The sequence below is a fragment of the Micromonospora sp. NPDC049529 genome (assembly GCF_055586685.1).
The window spans coordinates 346,057-367,577 of sequence record NZ_JBVJHT010000002.1; the positions used below are offsets into that span (position 1 = coordinate 346,057).

The window sequence follows — 21,521 nt, forward strand, 5'->3', positions numbered from 1 at the left end:
CGCGCTGGTGTGCGGGATAGGTCGGGGACCACGTAGCCATCTCGCAAGGCGACTGATCTGTCGCACGTACCGGACGGAACACCTTTGGACGGGTGGCGGCGTGCTCGGAGACTTTCCCCCCTGTCGGGCGGCACCGCTTCGAAGGCCGCCGTGGTTTGGTCCCTCCCGCTGAAACTGCTCATCGGGAGGGGCCAAACACGGTCGTCGTCACGTCACTATTCCCGATCTGGGATGTGTCCGTGATGGCGCAGCCCCTCCACCTGGTAGGGCTGTGGCTCAGGACCTAGCGGACGTGGACGAAGACGGGGTTCGAGTAGAACCAGAGGTCATCCCAGGGGCTTTCCTTGCCGTCGGCGAGGGGTTCGGCCTCGTCGGTGTTGGTGCCGCGTACCCGGGCGTACATGTCGGTCTCGACGTTGCGCAGAGTGTGCCGGATGACGTAGTCGCGGCCCTGCTTGCGCCAGTCGCGGGGGCCGAACCGGGCGACGACCTTCGTGGTGGGGTTGGTGTCGGCGTCGAGGTTGCTGTTCGGGCCGGTGATCTGGCCGGTGATCAGGTCGACGCGGCGAACCTGCGGGCGGTCGCCGTTGGCGTTCTTGCCCTCCAGGGGCCGGAACTTGATTTCGATCTCGACGTCGGTCCGGTTGCGGCGGTTCAGCGTGATGGTCTCGCTCACCGAGGCGTTGCGACCCTGGCCGGACGCGGTCAGGTCGAGGCTGGTGACCAGGTCGCCGGTGGTGACGAAGATCCGGCCGTTGCGCAGCCCGTCCATGATGTCGGCGTAACCCTGGCGGGCGTGCACGTAGGTCTTGCTGTACTCGCCGGGCCAGAAGTCGGAGCCGCCACGGGTCCAGTGCACGTGCGAGTCGGAGGTGGCGGTGATCCACCAGCGCCGGCCCTCGCCGAGCAGCGAGTCCCAGAGTCCGCCGACGCGGGCGGTCATCTGGTCGAAGCCGCCGTGGGTCGGGTAGTTGCCGTAGCCGCCCCGGGCGCCGCCGTTGAGCGGGCCGGCCTGGTGGCCGGGGGCGCCCTCGAAGCCGACGTAGATCTCCGGTGCGGCGTTGTTGCCGTTGCGGAACTCCCGCGGGGTGTCCTGCCCGTAGACGCCGAGGCCGGGCGCCGAGCGGGACGCGTGGTGGGCGATGACCAGCGGGCGCTGCTCCAGGCCGCGGGCGTACTTGAGGAACTCGACCATCTTGGCCTCGGTGTCCCGGGTCGGGTCCGCGGGGAAGGGGTCGTTCTTGGCGAACCGGCTCTCCAGTTCGAACAGCAGCTTCGCCTCGTCGTCGTGCCGCGGGATCATCAGCGTGTGGTGGTCCAGGGCCGGGGCGTCGAACTCCATGCCCCAGAACTGGAGCACCTCGGGGACCAGTTTGCGGGAGAGCAGCAGGTCGGGGTACGCCTGCTCCAGGTTCACCTTCGAGTGCGTCGGCCCACCGTGGTCGGTGCACATCGCCCAGGTCAGACCGAAGTTCTTCGCCATGATCGCGTTCGTGACGATCGGATACACCGCGTCCGCGCCCTTGAGGAACTTGGGCGGGTTGACCGACGTGTCGTAATCGCCGCTGTACTCGGAGTGGATGTGGTGGTCACCCGCGCGCCACGCCCGGCTACCGGAATCCCCGCCGCTGTTCTTGTCCTCCTTGCGGTCGTCGTCGTCGCTCGCGAACGCCGCACCGCTGCCGATCAGCGGGCTTGCGGCGGCGAGCGTCGCGCCGACGCCGGCGTACTTGACCAATCGACGCCGCGACATCTGCGAACGCTCGGTGTCTTCGATATTCTTGTCCTTCAAGGCGGAACCTCTCCTCGATACAGCGATGACCGTGCCAACCGGTGAGCATCGAAGGACCCGCTGAATATTCGGTGAACATGGGTCGGGTCGGCCACGAACAACGACCGCCCCCACGCTGAAGATCACCTCCTGCCGCATGCAAGTCATGCGGGAAATAGGTTGATAGGGGATCTCGCTCTACGGACAGTTGTTGTTTCGTTTCAGTCACACTCTGTTCGGTCGGCCTTGGTGCGGTTGTGTTGGTGTTCCAACCGCCCGATCACCTGGCCGATGTGGCTTTGCCTTCTTTCCGTCGTCAACAAGGCAGAGCCACCGAAGTGTTCTCACGGGTTGGTCTTCCCAGCGCGTTCCTTCGTCGCTGGTACTGGACGTCGCAGCCGAGGCGATGCGGGACCAACGCGGTGCGCTGACGGAGCGATATTCGTCATCCAATGCTGGCGACGCAGCGGGACCTAGTCAAAGAGAACACTCCGGAGGCGGGGGGTGCGTCGTGCGCCGCCGCCGTTGGTCAATGAAGTTACGCAGCCGAGGTCGCCCCGTATGGCGGGTGGGGAAAGGCCCGGCAGCGCCGTTGATTGTCGCGGCACGGGCTCCTGGTTGCCGGTGTTCCTCTGGCCGGGGTGATTCCGGTGAGCGTGGTGGGCGAGACGACCCGGGTTGCTGCGGGCAGGTGAGGTCGAGGGGTCGTCGCGCCGCAACACCAGCCCAATGGTGGTGTTGCGGGAGCTAAGGAGAGATTGCCTCGCCGCACGAAACTGGGATCGCCCGCGCGGATCCGGTGGTGGGATCCGCGCGGGCCGTACGGGTACCCATCGTCGGCCGACCTGACATTCGTCTCGGGTGAGGGCTCGTGACGGGGTGTAAGGGGTCAGCCCGGGCGTCGGAATCCGACGACAGGCATGACGTCGATGCTGCTCATCTTGACGAAATCGCCGGTGCGGGGGGCGTGCACCATCAGCCCGTTGCCGACATACATGCCCATATGGTGAAGGTCGCCGTAGAAGAACACCAGGTCGCCGGGGCGGGCCTGGGCGCGGCTGATGACCTGGCCCTCGGTCCACTGCTTACCCGTGTGGTGAGTCAGGGAGACTCCGGCTTTGCCCCAGGCGAACTGGGTGAGTCCCGAGCAGTCGAACGAGTTCGGCCCGTTGCTGGCCCACACGTACGGCTTGCCGATCTGCGCGCAGGCGGTCTTCACCGCGGTGCCCGCGGGACCCCCGATGTAGGTCGCCGGGCAGGGCCCCTTGCGTAGCGCGCCACCGGCGGTGCTCGAACCGTAGGCTGCCTGCCGCAACTGCTCCAGCCGCTTGATTTCGGCGTCGATCTGCTTGCGCTTGGAGGCCAGTTCGGTGTCCTGCTTCGTCTGCTGCGCGATCAACCCGTCGAGCTTCGCCTTTTCGGCGTTGAACTTGTCGCGGGCGGCGACCACTTCGGTGATCTGCTGCTGCTCCTCGCGGGCGAGCCGGTCGAGTAGCGTCAGTTGATCGGCGAGCATCATCGGGTCACCGCTGGTCAGCAGCGCGTTCAGGGTGGACGACGGGCCGCTGCGGTAGTAGCGGGAGGCGAGCTCGCCGACCCGCCCGAGGGCCATGTCGACCTGCAGGGCGAGCGGTTGGATCTTCCTCTTCAGGTCGTCGGACTTCTTCCGGTTGACGAGCAACTGGCTGTGGACCTTGTTGTACTCCTCGATCGTCGGCTCAAGCTGTTCCCACTGCTTGTCCATCTGCGTTTCGATCTCCTGCGGCGTGGGCGCCGCGTGCGTGACAGTGCCGGGCGCCAGGCCGACACACACCGCCGTGGTGACCAGCAGGAGACGACGGAGCGTCCGTGGCGGCCTCACGCGAGGGGCGGGCGGCCGGTCCGGCGAGCGGGACTGGGTGGGCACGTTTGCCACCAGTACGACTCCTTAGTTGATTGACCGTCGGGGTGCCTCGCCGAGGGCTGAGGAGGGCGAGGCCGACGCCCCACAACCGGTCGATGCACCACATTAGGGAAGGGTCCACTCCGACGCAAGATAGGAGATAGCCTGCCCGGTATCGGTACACACGAAGCCTTCTGGTGGTGAAGGTCGTTGTTCTCGGAACCCGGCGCCGTCGCCCGGCGCAGCGGCGACCACGTGCTCTGACACCTCCATCGGCGACCGGGGCGCGGGCGGCGCGCTCACCTGGGCGGGCAGGCCCGCGACGTCGCACCGAGTCGGCGTGTTGGTTCCCGGAAGGCCGACGTACGCCCCGGTTCGGTCCTGCCGTCCCATGCACATGGCAGTCATTCCCGGCTTGCACATATTGCAATGTGAGCATACGTTCGAGGTGGCGGACGGCTGAAGGGTGCGGGCATGGGCGCGGGTCACGATCATGGCGGTCAGGTGCTGCGGGCCGGTGAGCGGCACCGTAAACGCCTCTGGGCGGCGTTCGCCGTCCTGGCCGTGTTCATGCTGGTCGAAGGCGCGGCAGCCTTCTGGACCGGATCGCTGGCGCTGCTGTCCGACGCCGGGCACATGTTCACCGACGTACTGGGCATCGGTATGGCGTTGGCGGCGATCGCCGCGGCGAGCCGGGCGTCCCGCGAGGGGCAACGGACCTTCGGGTTGTACCGCCTTGAGGTCCTCGCCGCGCTGGGCAACGCCCTGCTGCTGTTCGGTGTGGCGATCTACGTGCTTATCGAGGCGGTGCGCCGGTTCGGTACACCGCCGGAGGTGCCGGCCGGGCCGATGCTGGTCGTGGCCGTCGGTGGCCTGGCGGCCAACATCGTTGCGTTCCTCCTGCTCCGGGCTGGGGCCAAGGAGAGCCTGAACCTGCGGGGCGCGTACCTTGAGGTCGTCGGCGACCTGCTCGGTTCACTCGGGGTGATCGCCGCGGCGCTCATCATCGCTACCACCGGGTGGCTGTACGCCGATCTCGTCGTCGCGGTCGCGGTGGGCCTGTTCATCCTCCCGCGCACCTGGCAACTGGGCCGGTCCGCGGTACGGGTACTGGTGCAGGCGGCCCCGGAGCACCTCGACGTCGGCGAGGTCGAGGCCCGGCTGCGGCAGGTGCCGGGCGTCACGGACGTCCACGACCTGCACGTGTGGACCCTGACCTCGGGTATGGACGTGGTGTCGGCGCATCTCACCCTCGCCGAGGGAGCCGATTCGGCCACCGTGCTCGCCGACGCGCGCGAGCAACTGCATGAGGGGTTCGGTATCGACCACGCCACCCTTCAGGTCGAGCCGCGCACTGCGGCGCAGGACTGCCAGGACTCCTGGTAAACGGCCGGGAACTTGCCTGCGGTTCGCAACGACTACCCGTTGGCCACCCGTCCCCGCAGGTCGCAGGAGTTGACGAAGAAATGCGTCTGCTGCGCCGAGTCGTGGCCGTCCTCGCCGCCTGCGTGATCGCAGTGGTCATCGCACCGTCCCCGGCCTGGGCGCACAACTCGCTCCGCAAGGCGACCCCCGCGAAAGGGGCGACGCCCGCGAAAGGGTCGACCCTGGACGTAGCGCCGACGCAGGTGGTGTTGGACTTCGCCGAGCGCCTGGACCCGAAGTTCACCACCATCGCGGTGACCACGGCCCGGGGGACGACGGTCACCGAGGGAAAGCCGGTCGTCGATGGGGTACGCGGCACCCAAGCCCTGACCCAGCCGCTGGCCGCCGGCACATACACGGTGGCGTTCCGGGTAGTCGCCGTCGACGGCCACCCCGTGCAGGGATCTTTAGCCGTCACCGCCGCTGCCGTCATCCCGACAACCCAGGCCTCCGCGCCGACTCCGACACCCGCGTCAACCTCCGGAGCACCAACGCCGACACCGGCTGCTGCCGTCACCGCGGATGACAGCACCACCGGCCGATCCGGCGCCGCGCTGGGATGGGGCCTCGGCGCCGCCGCACTGGTCGCCGCTGTCGCGGCTGCCCTCATCGTCCTGCTGCGGCGGCGCGGGACCAGCCGGTCGTGACCAGGACACCGGTTCACGGCTGGTGGCCGCGCGCGGTCGCGGCCCTGGCAGTCGCGGGCGGCGTGATGGCCGCGTTGCTCTGGTACGGCGGCGCGGCCCGCCGTGAGTCTCTGCCCGGGCTGGTCGACCCCGGGGCAGCCACCGCGTGGGCGTTGCCCGCTGCCCGGCTGGGCATGCAGGTGTTCGCGGTCGCGACGATCGGGCTCCTGCTCGCGGCGGTGCTGCTCTCTGCCCGCAGCGAGGCGGGCGGCCTGTCCGCGACCGGGTACCGGCGAATCCGTGCCGCCGGCTGGACCGCCCTGGCCTGGTGCCTGTCGTCCGTCGCAGCGCTGTGCTACACCCTGTCCGACCTCCTCGGCGTTCCCGTCGCCGACGCCGTCTCCATCAAGGCCGTGATCAACTTCGCGACCACGGTGGGACTCGGCCGCGCCCTCGGGCTGTCCGCGTGGCTCGCCGCGGTGATCTTCTTGCTCTGCCGCGCCACCATCACCCCGCGCGGTGCGACGACCGCCCTCGTCCTCGCGGTGGTCGCCATCATGCCCCCGGTGTTCACCGGCCACGCCGCTGCGGCGAGTAACCACCAACTCGCCGTGTCCGGGCTGCTGTTGCACGTCGTCCCGGTAGCGATCTGGGCCGGTGGGCTACTCGCCCTGGCCCTGACGAGTCGGGCACCGACGGCGGCACTGCCCGTCGCGGTACGCCGGTTCTCACCACTGGCGACCGTCTGCCTCGCCCTCGTCGGGGTGTCCGGGCTCCTCTCGGCCTACGTCCGGTTACCCGACCTCGACGCGCTCGTCGACACCCGCTACGGCCAACTCGTCCTGATCAAGGTGATCGCCCTGGTCGGGCTCGGCGCCGCCGGGTGGTGGCAGCGCCGGGCCGCGATGCCCGCCCTGAACGCGGGGGATCGCCGCCGGTTCGTCACCACCGCCACCGTGGAAGTGCTCCTGTTCGCCGCCGCTATCGGCACCGCCGTCGCTCTGTCCCGCACCCCGGCACCGGTCCAGGCGGCCAGCGAGGAAAGCGTCGCCCAGGCGCTGCTCGGCTACCCGATGCCGGGCCCGCTGACCGCCGACGGTCTGCTCGGCGACTGGCTGCCGGAACCGTTGTCGATCGCCGCCGCCATCATCGCCGTCGGCCTCTACCTGCGCGGCGTCTGGCGGCTGCACCGGCGCGGCGACACGTGGCCGGTGTCGCGGACCGTGGCGTTCCTGGCCGGCTGGGCGGTCATCGTCGTGGCCACGTCCAGCGGCGTCGCCCGGTACGCCCCGGTGCTGTTCAGCGTCCACATGACCCAGCACCTGCTCCTGACCATGGTCGCCCCGATCCTGCTCGCCCTGTCCGGGCCGGTCACCCTCGCCCTGCGGGCACTACCCGTCTCGAAAGACCCGCACTGGCCCGGCCCCAGGGAGTGGATCCAGGCCGCCCTGCACTCCCGGCCGGCGAGAATGCTGACCCACCCGGTGGTCGCCCTGGCCCTCTACGTCGGCAGCCTCTACACGATGTACTTCACCGGCCTCTACGAACTGGCGCTGCGCTCCCACGCCACCCACCTGATCGTGGTGGTCCACTTCGTCGCCACCGGCTACCTCCTCTTCTGGGTGGTCATCGGCATCGACCCCGCCCCCCGCCGCCCATCCCACCCGCTGCGGATGCTCCTCGTCCTGGTGGCGATGGTCCTGCACGCCTTTCTCGGCGTCGCCCTCATGCAGTCCCGCACCCTGCTCGCCGCAGACTGGTTCACCGCCCTGGCCCGTACCTGGGGTGACACCCCGCTGGACGACCAACGCACCGCCGGTGGCATCGCCTGGTCCTTCGGGGAGATACCGACGCTGATCGTCCTGGCCGTTCTCCTGGTCCAGTGGATCCGCGCCGACGAACGCGAGCAACGGCGCCTGGACCGCGCGGCCGACCGCGCGCAAGCCGAAGGCCGCGAAGACGACGCCCTCGCCGCGTACAACACCATGCTCACCCGCCTCGCGCAACGTGACCAGGCGACAGCCGGCCGCCAACCCGGCGCCATCCCCGAGACGCCAGACCATGCGGATACCTGACCCGACGAGGTCACCACTAGCAGTGGACCGGGCATGCTGCCGTGGCACGGCGCATCGACAGGAGCGGGCAACCCTGCACACTTCGGCCGATGACCGGTTCGCGCAGGCGGTGGCGCGATGAAAATGTTGTACCGTGGCCGCATGCCGGCGCCCGTTGACCAGCCGCGCGCGCCCCACGAGGCACGCGCCCTGATCATCATGGTCGCCGCTCTGGCACTCGCGTGGCTGCATGGCGTGCAGTGCGCGGCCGGTTTGGTCAGTCCCGCCGTGGCAGCCACCGGCACCGCGATCACCGCCGTCAGCCACATCCCCGAAAGCGTCGACGTCGCTCAGGGGGAGTCGCCCGGTTCGGACCTCGCCGTGGCCGTTGACGTCGCCGCCGGCACGGACCACGGCAGCGGGACCGTGATGACTGTCGGAGCATGCCTGCTCCTGCTGGTCCTCGCGTTTCTTCTCGTCAACCGCGAGACCAGGGGCTACGCCGCGGACGACCCGCGGACAGGGCCACGGCCCGGAGCACGACCGCGCCCGTCTCGGCCGGCGCTGTCCCAGCTGGGCGTCCTGCGAACGTAGCAGCCGGCTCCACGGCTCGTCGCCACCCTTCCCGGGATGGCGGACCTCCCTTGCCGCACCTGGGCGTCACCCGCGACCCCGGGCTTACGTAACCCCACCCAGGGGCCTGCCCGCATCACGTTGAGCGGGCCCCTTGGGCACCCACCGAAACCGGCCTGGCGTGCCTCCCACGACGCCGTCCCGGCGCGGGTGGCCCGCTGTGCCGTACCCGTGTGAACGCTCATGACCGAAGGCGGTCGACCATGCACGAAGCCGTCACCTATCACCTGATCGTGTCCGGACTGAGCGGTGTCCTGGACGCGGTCAGCGTCAACGACACCCTTCAGGGTCTGCCGGGGGTGTATCACGCCCATACCTCGGCCCGCACCGGGCGTTGTGTCGTTGACGCCGACCCCACCACCTGTGACCCCCAGCAGCTCGCCACCGCGCTGACGATCGCCGGCTACCCGACGGAGGTAGAACACCCGTGACCCACCCATGTGCCCTCTCGCCGTCGACGCCGATCCGGACCTCGCGGTGATGGCCGGCCTGTCGGACCAGTTGCTGGTCGTCTCCATGGGCTGTTACCTGGTGGCTCTGGTCGCGCACGCCGCCACCTACGCCTGGAGCCTGCGCAGCCCCGCACACCGCGCCCAGCCTGGGCACACCCAACTGGTGCGAGTCGGTGCCGGGCCGAAGGGTCCCGCGGTCGAGGCACCGCCCATCGCGACGGACGTCCCACCGAGCGCCGTCGAGAAATGGTCGGGCTCGGTGGCGGCGACGGCCACCGTCGTGGCCGCCGTCGCCCAGTCGGGTGCCCTGATCGCCCGCGGTCTCGCCGCGCAGCGGGTGCCGTGGGGCAACATGTACGAGTTCATCCTCGCCGTGACCCTCGCCGGCGTCATCGCGTGGTTGCTCGTGGCGAAACGACGGCCCGAGCTGCGCCCGCTCGGCCTCTATGTCACGACCGCCGCGCTGATCCTGCTCGGCGTCGCCGCCCTGCAGGTGTACACCCCGGCCGGTCCGCTCGTACCCGCCCTCAACTCGACCTGGCTGAAGATCCACGTCAGCGCGGCGGCCATCTCCTCCGGGGTCTTCCTCCTCGGAGCACTCACCGCGGCCGCGTACCTGATCGCCGTGCGACCCGACCGGGGGAGTAGCAGTCTGCTCAGCACCCTTGCCGCCCGGCTACCGAGCCCACCGGAGCTGGAGCGGCTGACATTCCGGCTGCACGCGTTCGCGTTCCCACTGTGGAGCTTCGCGGTGATCGCCGGGGCGATCTGGGCCGAGGCGTCCTGGGGCCGGTTCTGGGGCTGGGACCCGAAGGAGACCTGGGCGTTCATCTCCTGGGTCGTGTACGCCGGCTACCTGCATGCGCGGGCGACGGCGAGCGTCCGGCGTTCCACGACCGCGTGGCTCGCCATCGTCGGCTGGGCCACGATGATGTTCAACCTCTTCGCGGTCAACCTCGTCATCTCCGGCCTGCATTCCTACGCGGGCACATAGACGCAGCCGTGCCCGAAGGACTTCCGCCATCGTCGAACCCGGGCTACCCCGACCGCCCGGACCGGGCCGATCGCGGCTTGCCGGTCCCCAGCCGTCCGCCCGTAGGCGTGTACGTCGCCGCGCGGCGGAGCCGCACCACCCGATCCACCCCGTCGCCCCCATCACAACCACGACGCGAAAGGGACCACCGTGAGTCCGAAGAGCAGCCGCCGTCAGCGCAAGGCCGTCCCGGTACGCCCACCCCGGCCATGGGGTGTGATCGCCCTCGTCACAGCCGTGGGTGTACTCGCGGTCACGATCATCAGCTACGCGGGCTTCGCTTCCTGGCGGGGATCCCGACCCTGGTCCGATCGGCTCACCACCATCGCCGGGGTCGTCGACTACGTGTCCCAGAAGCCGGCCTGGCTCGACAGTGGCCACCGGTCCGGTCCGCTGACCTACGAGGTCACGCCGCCAGTCGGTGGCCAACACAACGGGGCTTGGCAGAACTGCGTCGGCGATGTCTACGACGCCCCGATCGCGAACGAACACGCCGTCCACAGCCTCGAACACGGAGCGGTCTGGATCACCCACCGTCCCGATCTACCGGCCGATCAGGTCACCGCTCTCGCCACCCAGGTCAAGGGCACCGAGTACATGCTGATGAGCCCGGTGGAGAACCTTTCCTCGCCGATCACCCTCCAGGCCTGGGGATACCAGCTCAAGGTGGACTCCGCCGACGACGCGCAGATCACCGAGTTCATCAACGCCGCACGGATCAATGCCGGTCTCGAGCAGGGCGCCGCGTGTTCCGGCGGGGTCACCGCGACGGGCACCACCCCACGCGACCTCGACGGCCAGCAACCATGACGCCGCACCGGGAACCATTCCCACCCCTGGCACCGACCAACGGTGCGTAACGGGGCGTATCAGCGTTTGTCCAGCAGGGGTTCCTCAGGAGGAGGTCAGCAATGCGCGTTTCTCACCTGCGCCGAGCCGTGATCGTCATCGCCGCCACCGGGGCGACGGTGGGCATGCTCGCGGCGCCCGCCCGGGCGCACGTCGAGGTCAGCGCGAACAATCCCCAGGCCGGGGCCCGCGATGTCACGGTCACCTTCGACGGCGAGGCCGAATCCACCCGCTCCGGCATCGTCTCCGAACGCGTGATCCTGCCTGCCGGCATCCGGCCCGAGGACGTCAGCCTGGCCAAGGCGCCACCCGGCTGGAAGCTGGTGCCGGCCGCCGACGGGTACACCGTGGCCGGTAAGGCCCTGCCAGTCGGGGAGAACGCCGTGCACTCGATCGTCATCACCCAACTGCCCGCCGATGCCACCGAACTCGCCTTCAAGACCATCGAAACCTACGGCGACGGCAAGGTTTCCCGCTGGATCGGTGTCGCCGCCGCGGGCCAGCCGGAGCCGGACAACCCGGCACCGGTGCTCAAGCTGAAGCCGGCGGCCCTGCCTGCGCCGACCTCCGCGGCACCGACAACCACGGCGCCGACACCCACGCCGAGCAGCGCGACGCCAACGGCCTCGGCCGACAGCAGCCCAGCCCCCACGGCGGGTGCGGGCCAGGACGACGGTCCGCCTCTCGGCCTGTGGATCGCCGTTGCCGGTGTGGTCGTGATCGCCGCGGCCGCCGTGGGTCTGGTCCTTTACCGCCGCCGGACGGGACGGGCGCGGACGTAGCAACACCCGCCCCGGGAGCATCGCGGTCGCCGGGAACCGCCGGGACACCGACCTGTCGCCAGCACTGACCGCGACCGGTCGGTGTCCCGGCGGGCGATCCTCAGCCGTTGGTCCGGTCGGACGTTCCCAGGACCGCCGCGGCGGGGTTTTGCAGGTGTACCTCGGATCCGCCGCTGCGGTGATGGGTGGCCCAGGTCAGTAGCGCGGTCCGGCATGCCTCGTCGAGGTGCCGCAGCTCGGACAGGTCGAGGGTGACGGCACGGTTGTGCGGGACGGACTCAAGGACGTCGAGCAGGCGCGGCAGCCGGAGGAAGGTGGCGTTGCCGGCGAACGCGATCCGCGTCGCACCGGCGTCGTCCTGCCGCCGTACCTCGACGTGCGACATGTTCCAGGCAGACTTGACCAGGGCCATGAGCAGCCCGGCGATGACCCCTTCCAGGAGGTTGGTGGCGACGATCGCCGTGGTGGTTCCGACGAACACCGCCACCTCACCCCGGTCGAACCGCCAGAGTGTCACCAGCCGCTTGAACGGCAGCAGCTTCACCCCGGCGTGGATCAGGACTCCGGCGAGGGCGGCCATGGGAATGATCCCGAGAACCGTGGGGAGGAACGCGGCGAACAGCAGCAGCCACAGGCCGTGCAGCGTACGGGACGCCTTCGTCGTCGCCCCGGCCCGCACGTTCGCGGCGCTGCGGACGATGACCGCCGTCATCGGGATCGCGCCGAGGAGACCGCAGATGCTGTTGCCGACTCCTTGGGCGACGAGTTCCTGGTTGTACCGGGTCCGGGGTCCGCGGTGCATCTGGTCCACCGCGGCCGCGCTGAACAGGCTCTCGGCGGAGGCGATGAGGGCGAACGCCACGGCGGTGCCGAGCACACCGGCCTGGGTGAGGGACGCGAGGTCCCCGACGGCGACGGGGTGCAGGGTGTCGAGGATTCCCTGCACCTGGACACGGTCCACGGGCAGGTCCAGAACGGCCGTGACGGTCGTCGCGATGGCGATCGCGACAAGTGACCCCGGGACGGCCCGTACCCGTTTCGGTGTGTGGGGCCACGCGGTGATGACCGCGATGGTCCCCAGTCCGAGGCCGGCCGCGACCAGGACGGCGGGAGTGTGAACCGCGTCGGACAGCAGACCGGGTAGGCCGGTCAGCCCCGCCACGGCGGACGCTGGGATCGCCTGGTCGAACGCCGCGTACGTCTGGCCGATCACCAGGACTACACCGATACCGGCCAACATGCCCAGGACGACCGACGAGGAGATCGCGCGGAACCAGCCGCCGACCCGTAACAGGCCGAGCAGGACCTGCACCACTCCGGCCGTGAGGACGATGACGCCCAGCGTTGCGAGGCCGTAGGCGCGCACGGCTTCGTAGACGAGCACAGTGAGACCGGCGGCCGGTCCGCTGACCTGCAGGCTGCTGCCCGGTAGGAGACCGACGACCAGGCCACCGACAATCCCGGTGACCAGGCCGAGTTCGGCTGGGGCACCGGATGCGACGGCGATTCCGAGGCACAGTGGTATCGCGACCAGGAAGACGACCAGGGACGCGGGAAGGTCATGACGGAGGGCACCGAGTGCCCCGCTGGTTTTGAAATTCATCGCTATCGCCTCGCGTGACAGGGCAGAAACGTCATGAGTTCGTTGCGGGGCGATCACCCGGCGGAATTCGCGGGCACGGTCGATCAAGGGCGCTCTGTGCGCCCGTTGAGGACAGTTGCGTCACCGTCGCGTGAGATTGCGCTTCAGGCAGGCTGAAACCCGGTGCTGAACTGAGGAACGTCGACGCGGAGCGTCTCTAGCAGCGGATCACCTGGGTCGACGGCACCGGAGGGTTGCCCGAGTCGGGACCGTCGCGCCGACAGGATCGGGCACCGGGATGCGCGGCGGCGGCCGGAGCGGTGGGCGCCGTCGCTGCCGTGCTCGGGTCCGGGATGCCCGTGACCGGCGCGGAGGAGACAGCCAGGACGGTGCGCCCCCGAAGGGCGTCGTCATGTGCCTGGTGGGGATGCGCGGGACCGCTCACCGAGGCACCCGGATGGGGTGTCGTCACCTGCGCCACCGCACAGTCGAGGCTGAGGCCGAAGGCGAGGAGCAACCCCACGAGCGGGACGCCGAGCGCGCCGGTGAGCGTTCGCATGAACGTCATCGCCCCACCCCCCGGCGTCTCCCAAACCCCCAAAAGGGGCCTACGACAACTAGGTGGGAGTTTGCCCGATTAGCGTCGATACTGTCAACGGTTACGTACCCCTAAAGACGAGTTGAATACCTTTTAGAATATGAATCCGGTTTCAGTTCATTGATAATGGTCCATCGGTGTGTGTCGACGGGCGTAGTGCGCCGTGGCGACGGAGGTTGACCCCGCCCGGTGAGTGGCTGACCGATCGCGGCGCCGGGCGGCGCTCGCTACAGTGAGGCCCGACGAGGAGGATCGACATGCGCGGGCTGGGGGACCTGGAATCGGCGATCATGGACCGGCTCTGGACGTGGCGCCGGGCCGCCACCGCCCGCGAGATCATGGAAAGCCTCTACGAGGAACGACCTCTCGCCTACACCACCGTCCAGAAGGTGATGGACAACCTCTTCCGTAAGGGTTGGCTCACCCGGACCCAGCACGGCCGGGCGCACCTCTACGAGGCGACCGCCTCACGCGAGGTCGCGGCGGCTAACCTGATGCGGGAGGCGTTGACGGACACCCCGGACCACCGCGCCGTCTTCGCGCACTTCCTCGCCGGCATGGACGACGAGGAGGCCAAGGCGTTACGGGCGGCACTGCGCCAGCGCGGGCGGCGAGAACAACAATGATCACCGCCCTGGTCCTGCTCGCCTACGCCACGGTCGTGGCCACCGCCGGGCGGCACCTGCTGGTACGCACCACCCAGCGGACCGCGTACCCGCTGGTGGCGGTCGCCGGCTGGCACATGACCATTGTGTGGATGCTCGCGGCCACGGCGACAGCTGCCGCTCTCGCAGCCCTGCACCCACCCGGGGTGATCACCGAACTCACCCTCACGTACGCGGTCGTGGCTAGCCGGGCTGAGGCCCACGTGCCGCTACTGGTCGGCCCCGCCGCCCTCGCCCTCCTCGTCGCGGTGGCGCTGCGTTGGACATGGGTCGCCGCGATCTGCACCATCGCCGACCTCAGACGACAGCACCGACACATCGGCATGGTCCGCCTCGTCGCACGGACCGACACCGCGCACGGGATACACGTCCTGCCGGCGGAGGAAGCCGCCGTGTACTGCCTCGCCGGCCGACCCCCCGTGATCGTCGCCACCAGCGGCGCCCTGCGGTCATTGACCGACGCCCAACTGGCGGCCGTCCTCGACCATGAGCGTTGCCACCTGCGTGAGCGCCACCACCTGCATATCCGCTGGTCGACGATCCTCGCCCAGGCGTTTCCGTTCGTGCCGGTCTTCACCGCCGCGCAACGGCACGTACCGGCCCTGCTGGAGCTACGCGCCGACGACGTCGCCGCGCACCGGCACGGCGCGCGGTCCGTCGCCGAGGCGCTCGCGGTACTGGCCACGGCACGACGCCAGGGCACGCTCAGTGCCGGCGGTCCCGGCGCCGCGGTGCGCGCGCACCGACTGTTGGGCGGACGCGCGGGCCGGGAGCGCCCGTGGCGGCTGGCCGTCGTCCTGCTCGCGATCGCCACGGGGCCGCTCAGCGTGTTGCTCGTCCCGTTCTGCTGGTAGGGACCGTCAGACCGGCGTGCCACCGGTTGCCGGTCGGTCGGGTTCACCCGACGGTCTCCACCCCGAGTTCCAGATCGACGCCGAACGACCGCAGCAGCGGAACGGGGTCGTGAGCCGCCCCGTCGGTGTGGATCTCCAAATGCAACCGGGGACCGTACGTGTCGCCGGTAGCGCCAACCACACCCAGGACGTCACCGGCGGACACCGACTGACCCTCGGTCACCCGCAACGTCGACGCGTGCCCGTACAAGGTCTGGAGGCCGTTGCCGTGGTCTACCACCACGCTGTCCCCGTAACCGCCCCGCCAACCGGCGAACGTCACCTTGCCCGCGTGCACCGCCCGGAACTCCCGCCCCCGGGCGGCGGTGAGGTCCACCCCGGGGTGGCTCTGCCCGGCGACGATCCCGTACGCGACGGTGAACTCGTACTCGTCCAGCGGCAGCCGCCACCGATCCTCAGCGGCCCGGACACCGTCCTGCGCGGAGCCGCGCGTTCTGGACCGGGACGCGCGCTCGGCGGACTCGGCCCGCGCCGCCACGTCGGCCGTCGGCGATCCGGCGCCGAGGTCGACCAACGCGGGGCGCTCGGCCGGTTTCGTGTCGGGAAGGTGCTGGATACCCGCGACGGTCAGTCCGGCGCCGACTATCGCGGCCATCGCCACGTTCCCGTAACGCCGCCGGGCCGGACGCGGCACCCGGCGACGCCCACGATAGCGATCGGATTCTGATGAAAGCCGTTGCCGCACACACTCTCCCGCCGTAACACCGTCAATGGTCGCGGTAACGGTATCCGCGAACTGCCGGCATCGCCCATCGGTACACTGACTATCGGTGGGCGTCCGTGGTTTCCGGAGGAGCCATCGTGGCGGCAGGGTGCCCGTTGAATGAGTTCAATGCAGCCTGACCAGGAATCGAGAGATCAGGAGCTTCGCGTGAGCGACGACCAGCAGCACCTAGTGACGTCCCTCACCGTGCGTCCCCGGCGACTGCGCCGAATCTCGATCGTGGCCGCGCCGATCATTCTCACCGCCTACGTCTGGTGGGGTTGGACACTGAGTGGTACGACCAGCAACGGCGGCGCGCTCACCGAAGAAGACCGGTGGGCTCTCATGGGTCTCGGCCCGATCGTCGCCGCCCTGGCCCTGCTTCCGCTGCGGCTGCGGGTCGATGCCGACCCCCATGGCGTGCGGGTACGCGGATTTCACCGCGACCTGACCGTGCCGTGGACGATGGTGTCGGCCGTCCGGTTCAACCGCACCGCCCTGTGGGGGTCACTGGTGCTGACGAACTCCGAATCGGTGCAACTGCTCGCCATTCAGATTTTCGACGGACCACGCGCCGTCGCGGCGATCCGGCAGTTGCGCGCAATTCACGCGGCCGCCCAAGCCGATACTTCCGCAAATGACCGCGCCACCGCGACAGCCGCAACCAGCGAATAAAGCGGCGGCAGCTCGTCAACGGTACCCCTGCCACACCTCAGATCGGCGCGGGCTGACCGCGACCGCCAACCTTCCCGGCGGTCGGTAACGTCGCAACTACAAAGCCGTTGCGCGGGCACTGTTCGAGCCTATTGAGGACCACGACGTGACCGCTGTAGTCGCAACTACAAAGCCGCTGCGCCGGCATCTCGACTCTCCACAAGCGGTTAGCGCTTCACGGACCGATGCACAGCACGATCGGTCGCGCCAGGTGTGTCCGCGCGCCTATCCCATGCGTGCTCCCGGATCGACCGACGCGGCGGCGAGCATCAGGACGGTCGCGTTGCGGTCCTGATCGTATGTCTGACCACATCCCGTACAGACCACCATCAGCGACGCCGCGTACCGCCCGTCGCGATCACCGACACGACCGCACACCGCGTGGGTCCGGGACAGGCCTGCGGCCGTCACCACCCGGACCGGAACGCCACGCCGCCCGGCGGCCTCCGTTACCGCCTGCCGCAACCGCCCCGGGGCCACCAGCGTCGCCCTCGCCCGTGCGGCATGGGCGACATGACCAGGCAGCACGGGGTCGTCCTCGGTGGCATCGTCGCGTTGCCTCAACACCGCGAGATTGGCATCGTCGACCACGACGAGCCCCGCCAGGCCCGCCAACCACGACCCGACGCGACGCCACGCGTCGTCACGAGCGTTCGTCACCTGGGCCCGCTCGTGGGCCTCCCACTCCCATAACCGGCGATCCTCGTGCCGCCACGCCTCCAGCGCTTTCACCACAACCCCGGCGTCGGGCGGTGGATCCTGGCGCCACCGCAACGCCAACGCGGCAAGCCGCCCCGGCGACCGCCACGCCCGTACCCGCGCGCCGGTCAACAGCCGCTCCGGATCCTCCGGGCGAGGATCGGGCTGCGGATGCTCGTCCAGCCACCGGGCCACCTCGTCGCGCGCCGGCGCGAACCCCACGTCCCGCGCCGACCTCGTCGCGTCCGGCCGCTCGGCGATCCCCATCCACCGGCCTGGGCCCGACGTCGCGGGACGGACCACGATCTCTCCCCAACTGCCGGCGTCGTCAGCGGTGACGATGTCGGCGAGGTGGCCCGGAACGGGAAGTGGGTCGCTGCTGGCCCATGTGGCGACCCGCACCGCGCCGTGGGGGCGGGATCTCCAACCGACGTGGACGGCGACCCGAGGCCCTTCGGTGACCGGCGACGGGTCCGGCAGCCGGACCGTCACCGCGACCTGCAGCGACCAGTTCCCCGCGGTGCGGCGACGGGTCAGCTGAACTTCCACGACATCGGCGTCGTCGGGCATCATCCGATGCACCTGGACCGGAACGGTGATCATTCGCCCACCGCCGATACAAAGGACAGCCTCACCGCGCCCGGCACGCCGCTGTTCGGCCCGGCTCATCGCCGCCCATTCGACCGCCGGCACCCAGGGCCGTAACTGGAACACCTTGCGCCAGCTACCCCCACCCGAGGCGAGCAAGGCGGGTGTACGCGGGGGCTGGCCGGAGCTGCGCTGCAACTGCACCCGGATCGTGCCCTCACCGGTCCACCGCCGGGACCGCAACTCGGCGGACTGTCCCTGCTTACGGCGGGCCTCGACAGCCTTCACGGTGGCTCGATGATGGTCGACGACACCGTTGTAGGTGGCCCAGTAGAGGCCACGCTGCTGGACGAAGTCCGCATAGGTCGCCTTGACCGCGGTGTTGTGGTCCGCTCGTAGTCGTTCGACGTCCGCCTTCAGCAGCGGGTATGCATGGTGGATCGCGTCCCGACGGGCGACCCGCGCCGCTCTCGCCTCAACACGGGCAGCCGCCAAGGCGGCCGCGGTGTCGGGGCGAGTGGCGGCCGAACCGTCCGCTACGTGCTCCTCGGCCACCTGTCGCAGGAGCTGCTTGACGCATGCGGTCGTCTCGTCGATACGGCTCTCCAACGCGGCGACGGTGGGGTTCTCCGACCACAGTGTCCGCATGGCCTGCTCGTGCTGGCGGGTGAGTTCCACGAGTGTGTGTCGCAGTTGGTAGGCGAGGTGGAGCTGTTCGACCGCCTCCCCGGGCAGCTCGAACCGCGCGGGTGTCCCGTACCGGTAGACGGTGGCGATGATCGTGGCCACTCCTTCCCGATCTCGAAACGTGCGGTTGCTCCCGGCCGTAGGGCCCATGCCGGGCATCGACGCGGGAGGTCTCACGCGGATGCCATCCGCTCAACCGAAAGGATTGCCTAACGGGTCTTCGGCGAGCTTCTGGAACCGCTGAGCGATCGAAGCACCAGGCTAAGGGACCCGTGACTCCGAAGCAAGATAGGAGATAGCTCGCTCGGGTGGGTCTGGCCCCTGCCTTCGTGGGTGCCTCGGGGACGCCCGAACGCCGCTGTTCCTGACCGGGACGCGGGTGCGGTGGTCCTGATCCTGTTCTCCGCCGCCTGTTCTTCGGTCCTGCCGGTTCCCGACGCGTCATGGTCCGGTACGCCTTCGGCGTCCACGAACCAGGCGGCGGCCACGGCCGTCGGAAGAAGGCTCTGGGCGACGATGATGCCGAGCGCGGCGAAGACTCCCCACACGCCGCCCATGAGGATCTGTCCGGCGAACAGTCCTGCCGCCGTACCGGTCGTGGCGAAGCAGATGTTCGCCGCAACCCCGAAGGCTGCGCCGAGCACCATCAGCCGCACCATTCCGATCCTGCGCCCGACGAACACGGCGAGGGGCATCAGGACCAGTTCGACGAGCGGCTGGATCCCGATGATGGCGCCGCTGAGCCACTCCGTCAGCTTGTCCGCGGTCGACGACCGTACACCCCGGAAGCCCGGATGGACACGGATCCGCGCCCGATGGTAGGCCCGTTTGGATCTGGTGACACGTTTTCTACCAGCACCCACATAGGCCGCATCGATCGTTGGGCTTCCAGGTGACGGGCCGAGGTGCTGGTGCCTCGTGGTGAGGGTCTTCGATGTCGTCCTGTTGACGTCAGGTTCATCTTCCGGGCACAGTCCAGGCAGACGAAACTCCACTTGGCGACACGGGATCGCGGTCTGTCGATCTGCCCTGTGTTGACGAGCGGCTCCGTGCCCGCGTCAGCTCTCGCTATCCAGGCTGGCCAGTACCGTCGTGGGCCCCTCTCGACAACTTGGCCGGTCGCGCTGCCGCACAGGATCCCGCATCCACCCGGGACCGACCGCCCGTGAACCGAGCAACCGAGGATCTCGTTGCAGACGCATGGCGTCGTCGTCAGGAGGACGGAACGTGCGGCTTGGTGGAATGTTCCAGCGTGGTCGTGGCTGGGTCGCCGGCTGTGTGGCGGCGGGTATCGCCGTCACCGCGGGCCTCTGGGTGGCCGCGTACGCCGATTCTGAGGAAATGGTCGGGCGGTCGCTGTCCGACGTCCAGATGTCGGCGGTCCTGTCCGCGGGACACGCCTGTCCGATGCTGTCCTCGGCTCGGATCGCCGGGCAGTTGATGGCCGAATCCGGCCTGGACACGAGCGTGACCCGCACGGTGTCCGGCGGCAGTGGGCTGGCCGGCCTGAGCGACCAGCAGTGGCGGCGGTGGGTGCCGTGGCCAGGCGCGTCGCGCGCCGACGAGCCTGCCACCGTGGCCGCGTTGTCGCACCTGATGTGCCAGATCAGCGGTCAGATCCGGCAGCTCGGGGTGGATGGTGAGCCGTGGCGGCTGTCACTGGCCGGTTTCCTGGTCGGCGTCCCGGCGGTGACCGAGGCCGACGGGGTGCCCGACACGGCGGCCGAGTATGTGGACCGGGCCGTCGGCTACGCGACCTATTACCAGGGCCTGCCGCACTTCGCGGACGCCGGAACCGTACCGGTCACGGGTGGGCCGGCGCCCGACGCCGTACCGCTGCCCGACGCGCTCGTGCCGTTGATCGCCCGCGCCGGCCGGCGATGCCCGCAGGTTCCCGGCGCCGCGCTCGCGGGGCAGTTGATGGCCGTGTCCGGGTTCCGGACGGACGGACCGGGCGGCATCGCCGGCACGTCCGCGAAGCTGTGGCAGCGGTACGCGCCCGCGAGCGCGTCGCCGCAGGACGCCGAGGACGCGGTCGACGTGCTCGGTGTGGCCATGTGCGGGCTGGCAGACGGGCTGGCCGGACTGCCGGGCGACCCGTACCTGCTCGCGCTCGCCGCGTGGCGTGCCGGCGAGGACACCGTCCGGCGCGCCGGTGGTGTCCCGGACGCGATGACTCAGTCCTTCCTGGAACGGGTCCGCCGGTACACCGACTACTACCGGCTCGACACCCGCCTGGGCGCCGTGCCCGCCCCCTCGCCGTCGACCACGCCATCCCCGACGCCGTCGACCTTCCCCGCCGCGCCGAGCGTCCCGGCGTCCGCCCCGGCGCAGCGGACGTCGGCGCCGCCCAGCCCGTCGCGGAAGCCGGCGACACAGCCCACCACGGTCCGCCCACCCACGGGAACGATGTTCGCGCACGAGCAGTCCGGCAAGTGTCTGGATGCGGGCGCGGGAACCGACCTGCTGGCCTCCCGCGTCGAGCCGTGCGATCCGTCCTCGGTCTCGCAACGCTGGCAGGTCCGCGCGGACAGCACGATCCGGTCCGCCCGCAGCGGGCTCTGCCTCGACGTCAACGACAGCGGCGTCACCGACGGCACCATCGTGCAGACCGCCAGGTGCAACAGCGCCGCCACCCAGCGCTGGACCGTCCGCGACAACGCCCTGATCAGCGCGGTGAACGGCGGCATGTGCCTGGACACCGGCCTGGACTGGACGACCACGGTCATCTGGACCTGCGTCTACCACGACAAGCAGACCTGGCGGCCGATCACCTGATCCGGTCGCCGGTCCGTGGTGAGGGAAACCCCCGGAGAACCTCTCGCGGCGCTTCCGGACGCCCCGCACCCGCCCACCGGCTGGTT

19 protein-coding genes are annotated in these 21,521 nt (G+C 69.8%); 12 read left to right on the top strand and 7 right to left on the bottom strand.

Annotation, left to right across the window (positions count from 1 at the left end; genetic code table 11):
* Positions 1-283 precede the first annotated feature (283 nt).
* Together ACZ6QQ_RS04335 and ACZ6QQ_RS04340 are read right to left on the bottom strand one after the other, a co-directional pair.
* Complete coding sequence (locus ACZ6QQ_RS04335) at positions 284-1,753, bottom strand: phosphoesterase (RefSeq protein ID WP_465874237.1); 1,470 nt, start codon at positions 1,751-1,753, stop codon at positions 284-286.
* Positions 1,754-2,660: 907 nt separating this feature from the next.
* Positions 2,661-3,677 carry a C40 family peptidase gene (locus ACZ6QQ_RS04340; RefSeq protein WP_465874537.1) on the bottom strand — a complete coding sequence of 339 codons (1,017 nt, stop codon included), beginning with the start codon at positions 3,675-3,677 and terminating at the stop codon, positions 2,661-2,663.
* A gap of 450 nt (positions 3,678-4,127) precedes the next feature.
* Between ACZ6QQ_RS04340 and ACZ6QQ_RS04345 the strand changes: the two genes are divergently transcribed.
* The 8 genes from ACZ6QQ_RS04345 to ACZ6QQ_RS04380 all read left to right on the top strand — a co-directional run bounded on the left by ACZ6QQ_RS04345 (position 4,128) and on the right by ACZ6QQ_RS04380 (position 11,507).
* Entirely contained in the window at positions 4,128-5,039 is a 912-nt protein-coding gene (locus ACZ6QQ_RS04345) for a cation diffusion facilitator family transporter (protein WP_465874238.1), read from the top strand.
* An 80-nt stretch (positions 5,040-5,119) separates the two neighbouring features.
* Positions 5,120-5,725 carry a copper resistance CopC family protein gene (locus ACZ6QQ_RS04350; RefSeq protein WP_465874240.1) on the top strand — a complete coding sequence of 202 codons (606 nt, stop codon included), beginning with the start codon at positions 5,120-5,122 and terminating at the stop codon, positions 5,723-5,725.
* 65 nt (positions 5,726-5,790) lie between these two features.
* Positions 5,791-7,779, top strand: coding sequence for a bifunctional copper resistance protein CopD/cytochrome c oxidase assembly protein (locus ACZ6QQ_RS04355; RefSeq protein ID WP_465874539.1), 1,989 nt, complete (start codon positions 5,791-5,793; stop codon positions 7,777-7,779).
* 141 nt (positions 7,780-7,920) lie between these two features.
* Positions 7,921-8,352 (top strand): hypothetical protein, encoded by a 432-nt coding sequence (locus ACZ6QQ_RS04360; protein ID WP_465874241.1) that lies wholly within the window; start codon positions 7,921-7,923, stop codon positions 8,350-8,352.
* Between the two features lie 242 nt (positions 8,353-8,594).
* Positions 8,595-8,822 (top strand): heavy-metal-associated domain-containing protein, encoded by a 228-nt coding sequence (locus ACZ6QQ_RS04365; protein ID WP_465874243.1) that lies wholly within the window; start codon positions 8,595-8,597, stop codon positions 8,820-8,822.
* 49 nt (positions 8,823-8,871) lie between these two features.
* Positions 8,872-9,837: a c-type cytochrome biogenesis protein CcsB gene (ccsB, locus tag ACZ6QQ_RS04370; protein WP_465874541.1), complete on the top strand. Its 966-nt coding sequence runs from the start codon at positions 8,872-8,874 to the stop codon at positions 9,835-9,837.
* 276 nt (positions 9,838-10,113) lie between these two features.
* Positions 10,114-10,686, top strand: coding sequence for a DUF3105 domain-containing protein (locus ACZ6QQ_RS04375; RefSeq protein ID WP_465874244.1), 573 nt, complete (start codon positions 10,114-10,116; stop codon positions 10,684-10,686).
* A gap of 101 nt (positions 10,687-10,787) precedes the next feature.
* A complete protein-coding gene (locus ACZ6QQ_RS04380) occupies positions 10,788-11,507 on the top strand; it encodes a DUF1775 domain-containing protein (protein WP_465874245.1) in 720 nt (239 codons plus the stop codon).
* Positions 11,508-11,607: 100 nt separating this feature from the next.
* Here the strand turns inward: ACZ6QQ_RS04380 and ACZ6QQ_RS04385 are convergent, their stop codons facing one another.
* Positions 11,608-13,110 (bottom strand): SulP family inorganic anion transporter, encoded by a 1,503-nt coding sequence (locus tag ACZ6QQ_RS04385; protein ID WP_465874247.1) that lies wholly within the window; start codon positions 13,108-13,110, stop codon positions 11,608-11,610.
* Between the two features lie 196 nt (positions 13,111-13,306).
* Positions 13,307-13,657, bottom strand: coding sequence for a hypothetical protein (locus ACZ6QQ_RS04390; protein ID WP_465874248.1), 351 nt, complete (start codon positions 13,655-13,657; stop codon positions 13,307-13,309).
* A 287-nt stretch (positions 13,658-13,944) separates the two neighbouring features.
* Between ACZ6QQ_RS04390 and ACZ6QQ_RS04395 the strand changes: the two genes are divergently transcribed.
* Positions 13,945-14,313, top strand: a complete 369-nt coding sequence (locus ACZ6QQ_RS04395) for a BlaI/MecI/CopY family transcriptional regulator (protein ID WP_465874250.1) — start codon at positions 13,945-13,947, stop codon at positions 14,311-14,313.
* Positions 14,310-15,206 carry a M56 family metallopeptidase gene (locus tag ACZ6QQ_RS04400; protein ID WP_465874252.1) on the top strand — a complete coding sequence of 299 codons (897 nt, stop codon included), beginning with the start codon at positions 14,310-14,312 and terminating at the stop codon, positions 15,204-15,206. Before ACZ6QQ_RS04395 ends, ACZ6QQ_RS04400 begins: the two co-directional genes overlap by 4 nt.
* 43 nt (positions 15,207-15,249) lie before the next feature.
* On the opposite strand, the gene ACZ6QQ_RS04405 is transcribed toward ACZ6QQ_RS04400, so the two are convergent.
* Positions 15,250-15,951, bottom strand: a complete 702-nt coding sequence (locus ACZ6QQ_RS04405; protein WP_465874253.1) for a murein hydrolase activator EnvC family protein — start codon at positions 15,949-15,951, stop codon at positions 15,250-15,252.
* 186 nt (positions 15,952-16,137) lie between these two features.
* Here ACZ6QQ_RS04405 and ACZ6QQ_RS04410 point away from each other — a divergent pair, with 186 nt between their 5' ends.
* A complete protein-coding gene (locus tag ACZ6QQ_RS04410) occupies positions 16,138-16,644 on the top strand; it encodes a PH domain-containing protein (protein WP_465874255.1) in 507 nt (168 codons plus the stop codon).
* Between the two features lie 264 nt (positions 16,645-16,908).
* Here the strand turns inward: ACZ6QQ_RS04410 and ACZ6QQ_RS04415 are convergent, their stop codons facing one another.
* Together ACZ6QQ_RS04415 and ACZ6QQ_RS04420 are read right to left on the bottom strand one after the other, a co-directional pair.
* A complete protein-coding gene (locus tag ACZ6QQ_RS04415) occupies positions 16,909-18,759 on the bottom strand; it encodes a transposase family protein (protein ID WP_465874256.1) in 1,851 nt (616 codons plus the stop codon).
* 107 nt (positions 18,760-18,866) lie between these two features.
* Complete coding sequence (locus ACZ6QQ_RS04420; RefSeq protein ID WP_465874258.1) at positions 18,867-19,652, bottom strand: hypothetical protein; 786 nt, start codon at positions 19,650-19,652, stop codon at positions 18,867-18,869.
* A 232-nt stretch (positions 19,653-19,884) separates the two neighbouring features.
* Here ACZ6QQ_RS04420 and ACZ6QQ_RS04425 point away from each other — a divergent pair, with 232 nt between their 5' ends.
* Positions 19,885-21,435, top strand: coding sequence for an RICIN domain-containing protein (locus ACZ6QQ_RS04425; protein ID WP_465874259.1), 1,551 nt, complete (start codon positions 19,885-19,887; stop codon positions 21,433-21,435).
* Positions 21,436-21,521: the final 86 nt, after the last annotated feature.

Excerpts from the sequence above, each read along its gene's own strand:
- ACZ6QQ_RS04335 (WP_465874237.1), bottom strand. The coding sequence starts at position 1,753 with ATGTCGCGGCGTCGATTGGTCAAGTACGCCGGCGTCGGCGCGACGCTC.
- ACZ6QQ_RS04345 (WP_465874238.1), top strand. The coding sequence starts at position 4,128 with ATGGGCGCGGGTCACGATCATGGCGGTCAGGTGCTGCGGGCCGGTGAG.
- ACZ6QQ_RS04350 (WP_465874240.1), top strand. The coding sequence starts at position 5,120 with ATGCGTCTGCTGCGCCGAGTCGTGGCCGTCCTCGCCGCCTGCGTGATC.
- ACZ6QQ_RS04355 (WP_465874539.1), top strand. The coding sequence starts at position 5,791 with ATGGCCGCGTTGCTCTGGTACGGCGGCGCGGCCCGCCGTGAGTCTCTG.
- ACZ6QQ_RS04360 (WP_465874241.1), top strand. The coding sequence starts at position 7,921 with ATGCCGGCGCCCGTTGACCAGCCGCGCGCGCCCCACGAGGCACGCGCC.
- ACZ6QQ_RS04365 (WP_465874243.1), top strand. The coding sequence starts at position 8,595 with ATGCACGAAGCCGTCACCTATCACCTGATCGTGTCCGGACTGAGCGGT.
- ccsB (WP_465874541.1), top strand. The coding sequence starts at position 8,872 with ATGGCCGGCCTGTCGGACCAGTTGCTGGTCGTCTCCATGGGCTGTTAC.
- ACZ6QQ_RS04380 (WP_465874245.1), top strand. The coding sequence starts at position 10,788 with ATGCGCGTTTCTCACCTGCGCCGAGCCGTGATCGTCATCGCCGCCACC.
- ACZ6QQ_RS04385 (WP_465874247.1), bottom strand. The coding sequence starts at position 13,110 with ATGAATTTCAAAACCAGCGGGGCACTCGGTGCCCTCCGTCATGACCTT.
- ACZ6QQ_RS04390 (WP_465874248.1), bottom strand. The coding sequence starts at position 13,657 with ATGACGTTCATGCGAACGCTCACCGGCGCGCTCGGCGTCCCGCTCGTG.
- ACZ6QQ_RS04395 (WP_465874250.1), top strand. The coding sequence starts at position 13,945 with ATGCGCGGGCTGGGGGACCTGGAATCGGCGATCATGGACCGGCTCTGG.
- ACZ6QQ_RS04400 (WP_465874252.1), top strand. The coding sequence starts at position 14,310 with ATGATCACCGCCCTGGTCCTGCTCGCCTACGCCACGGTCGTGGCCACC.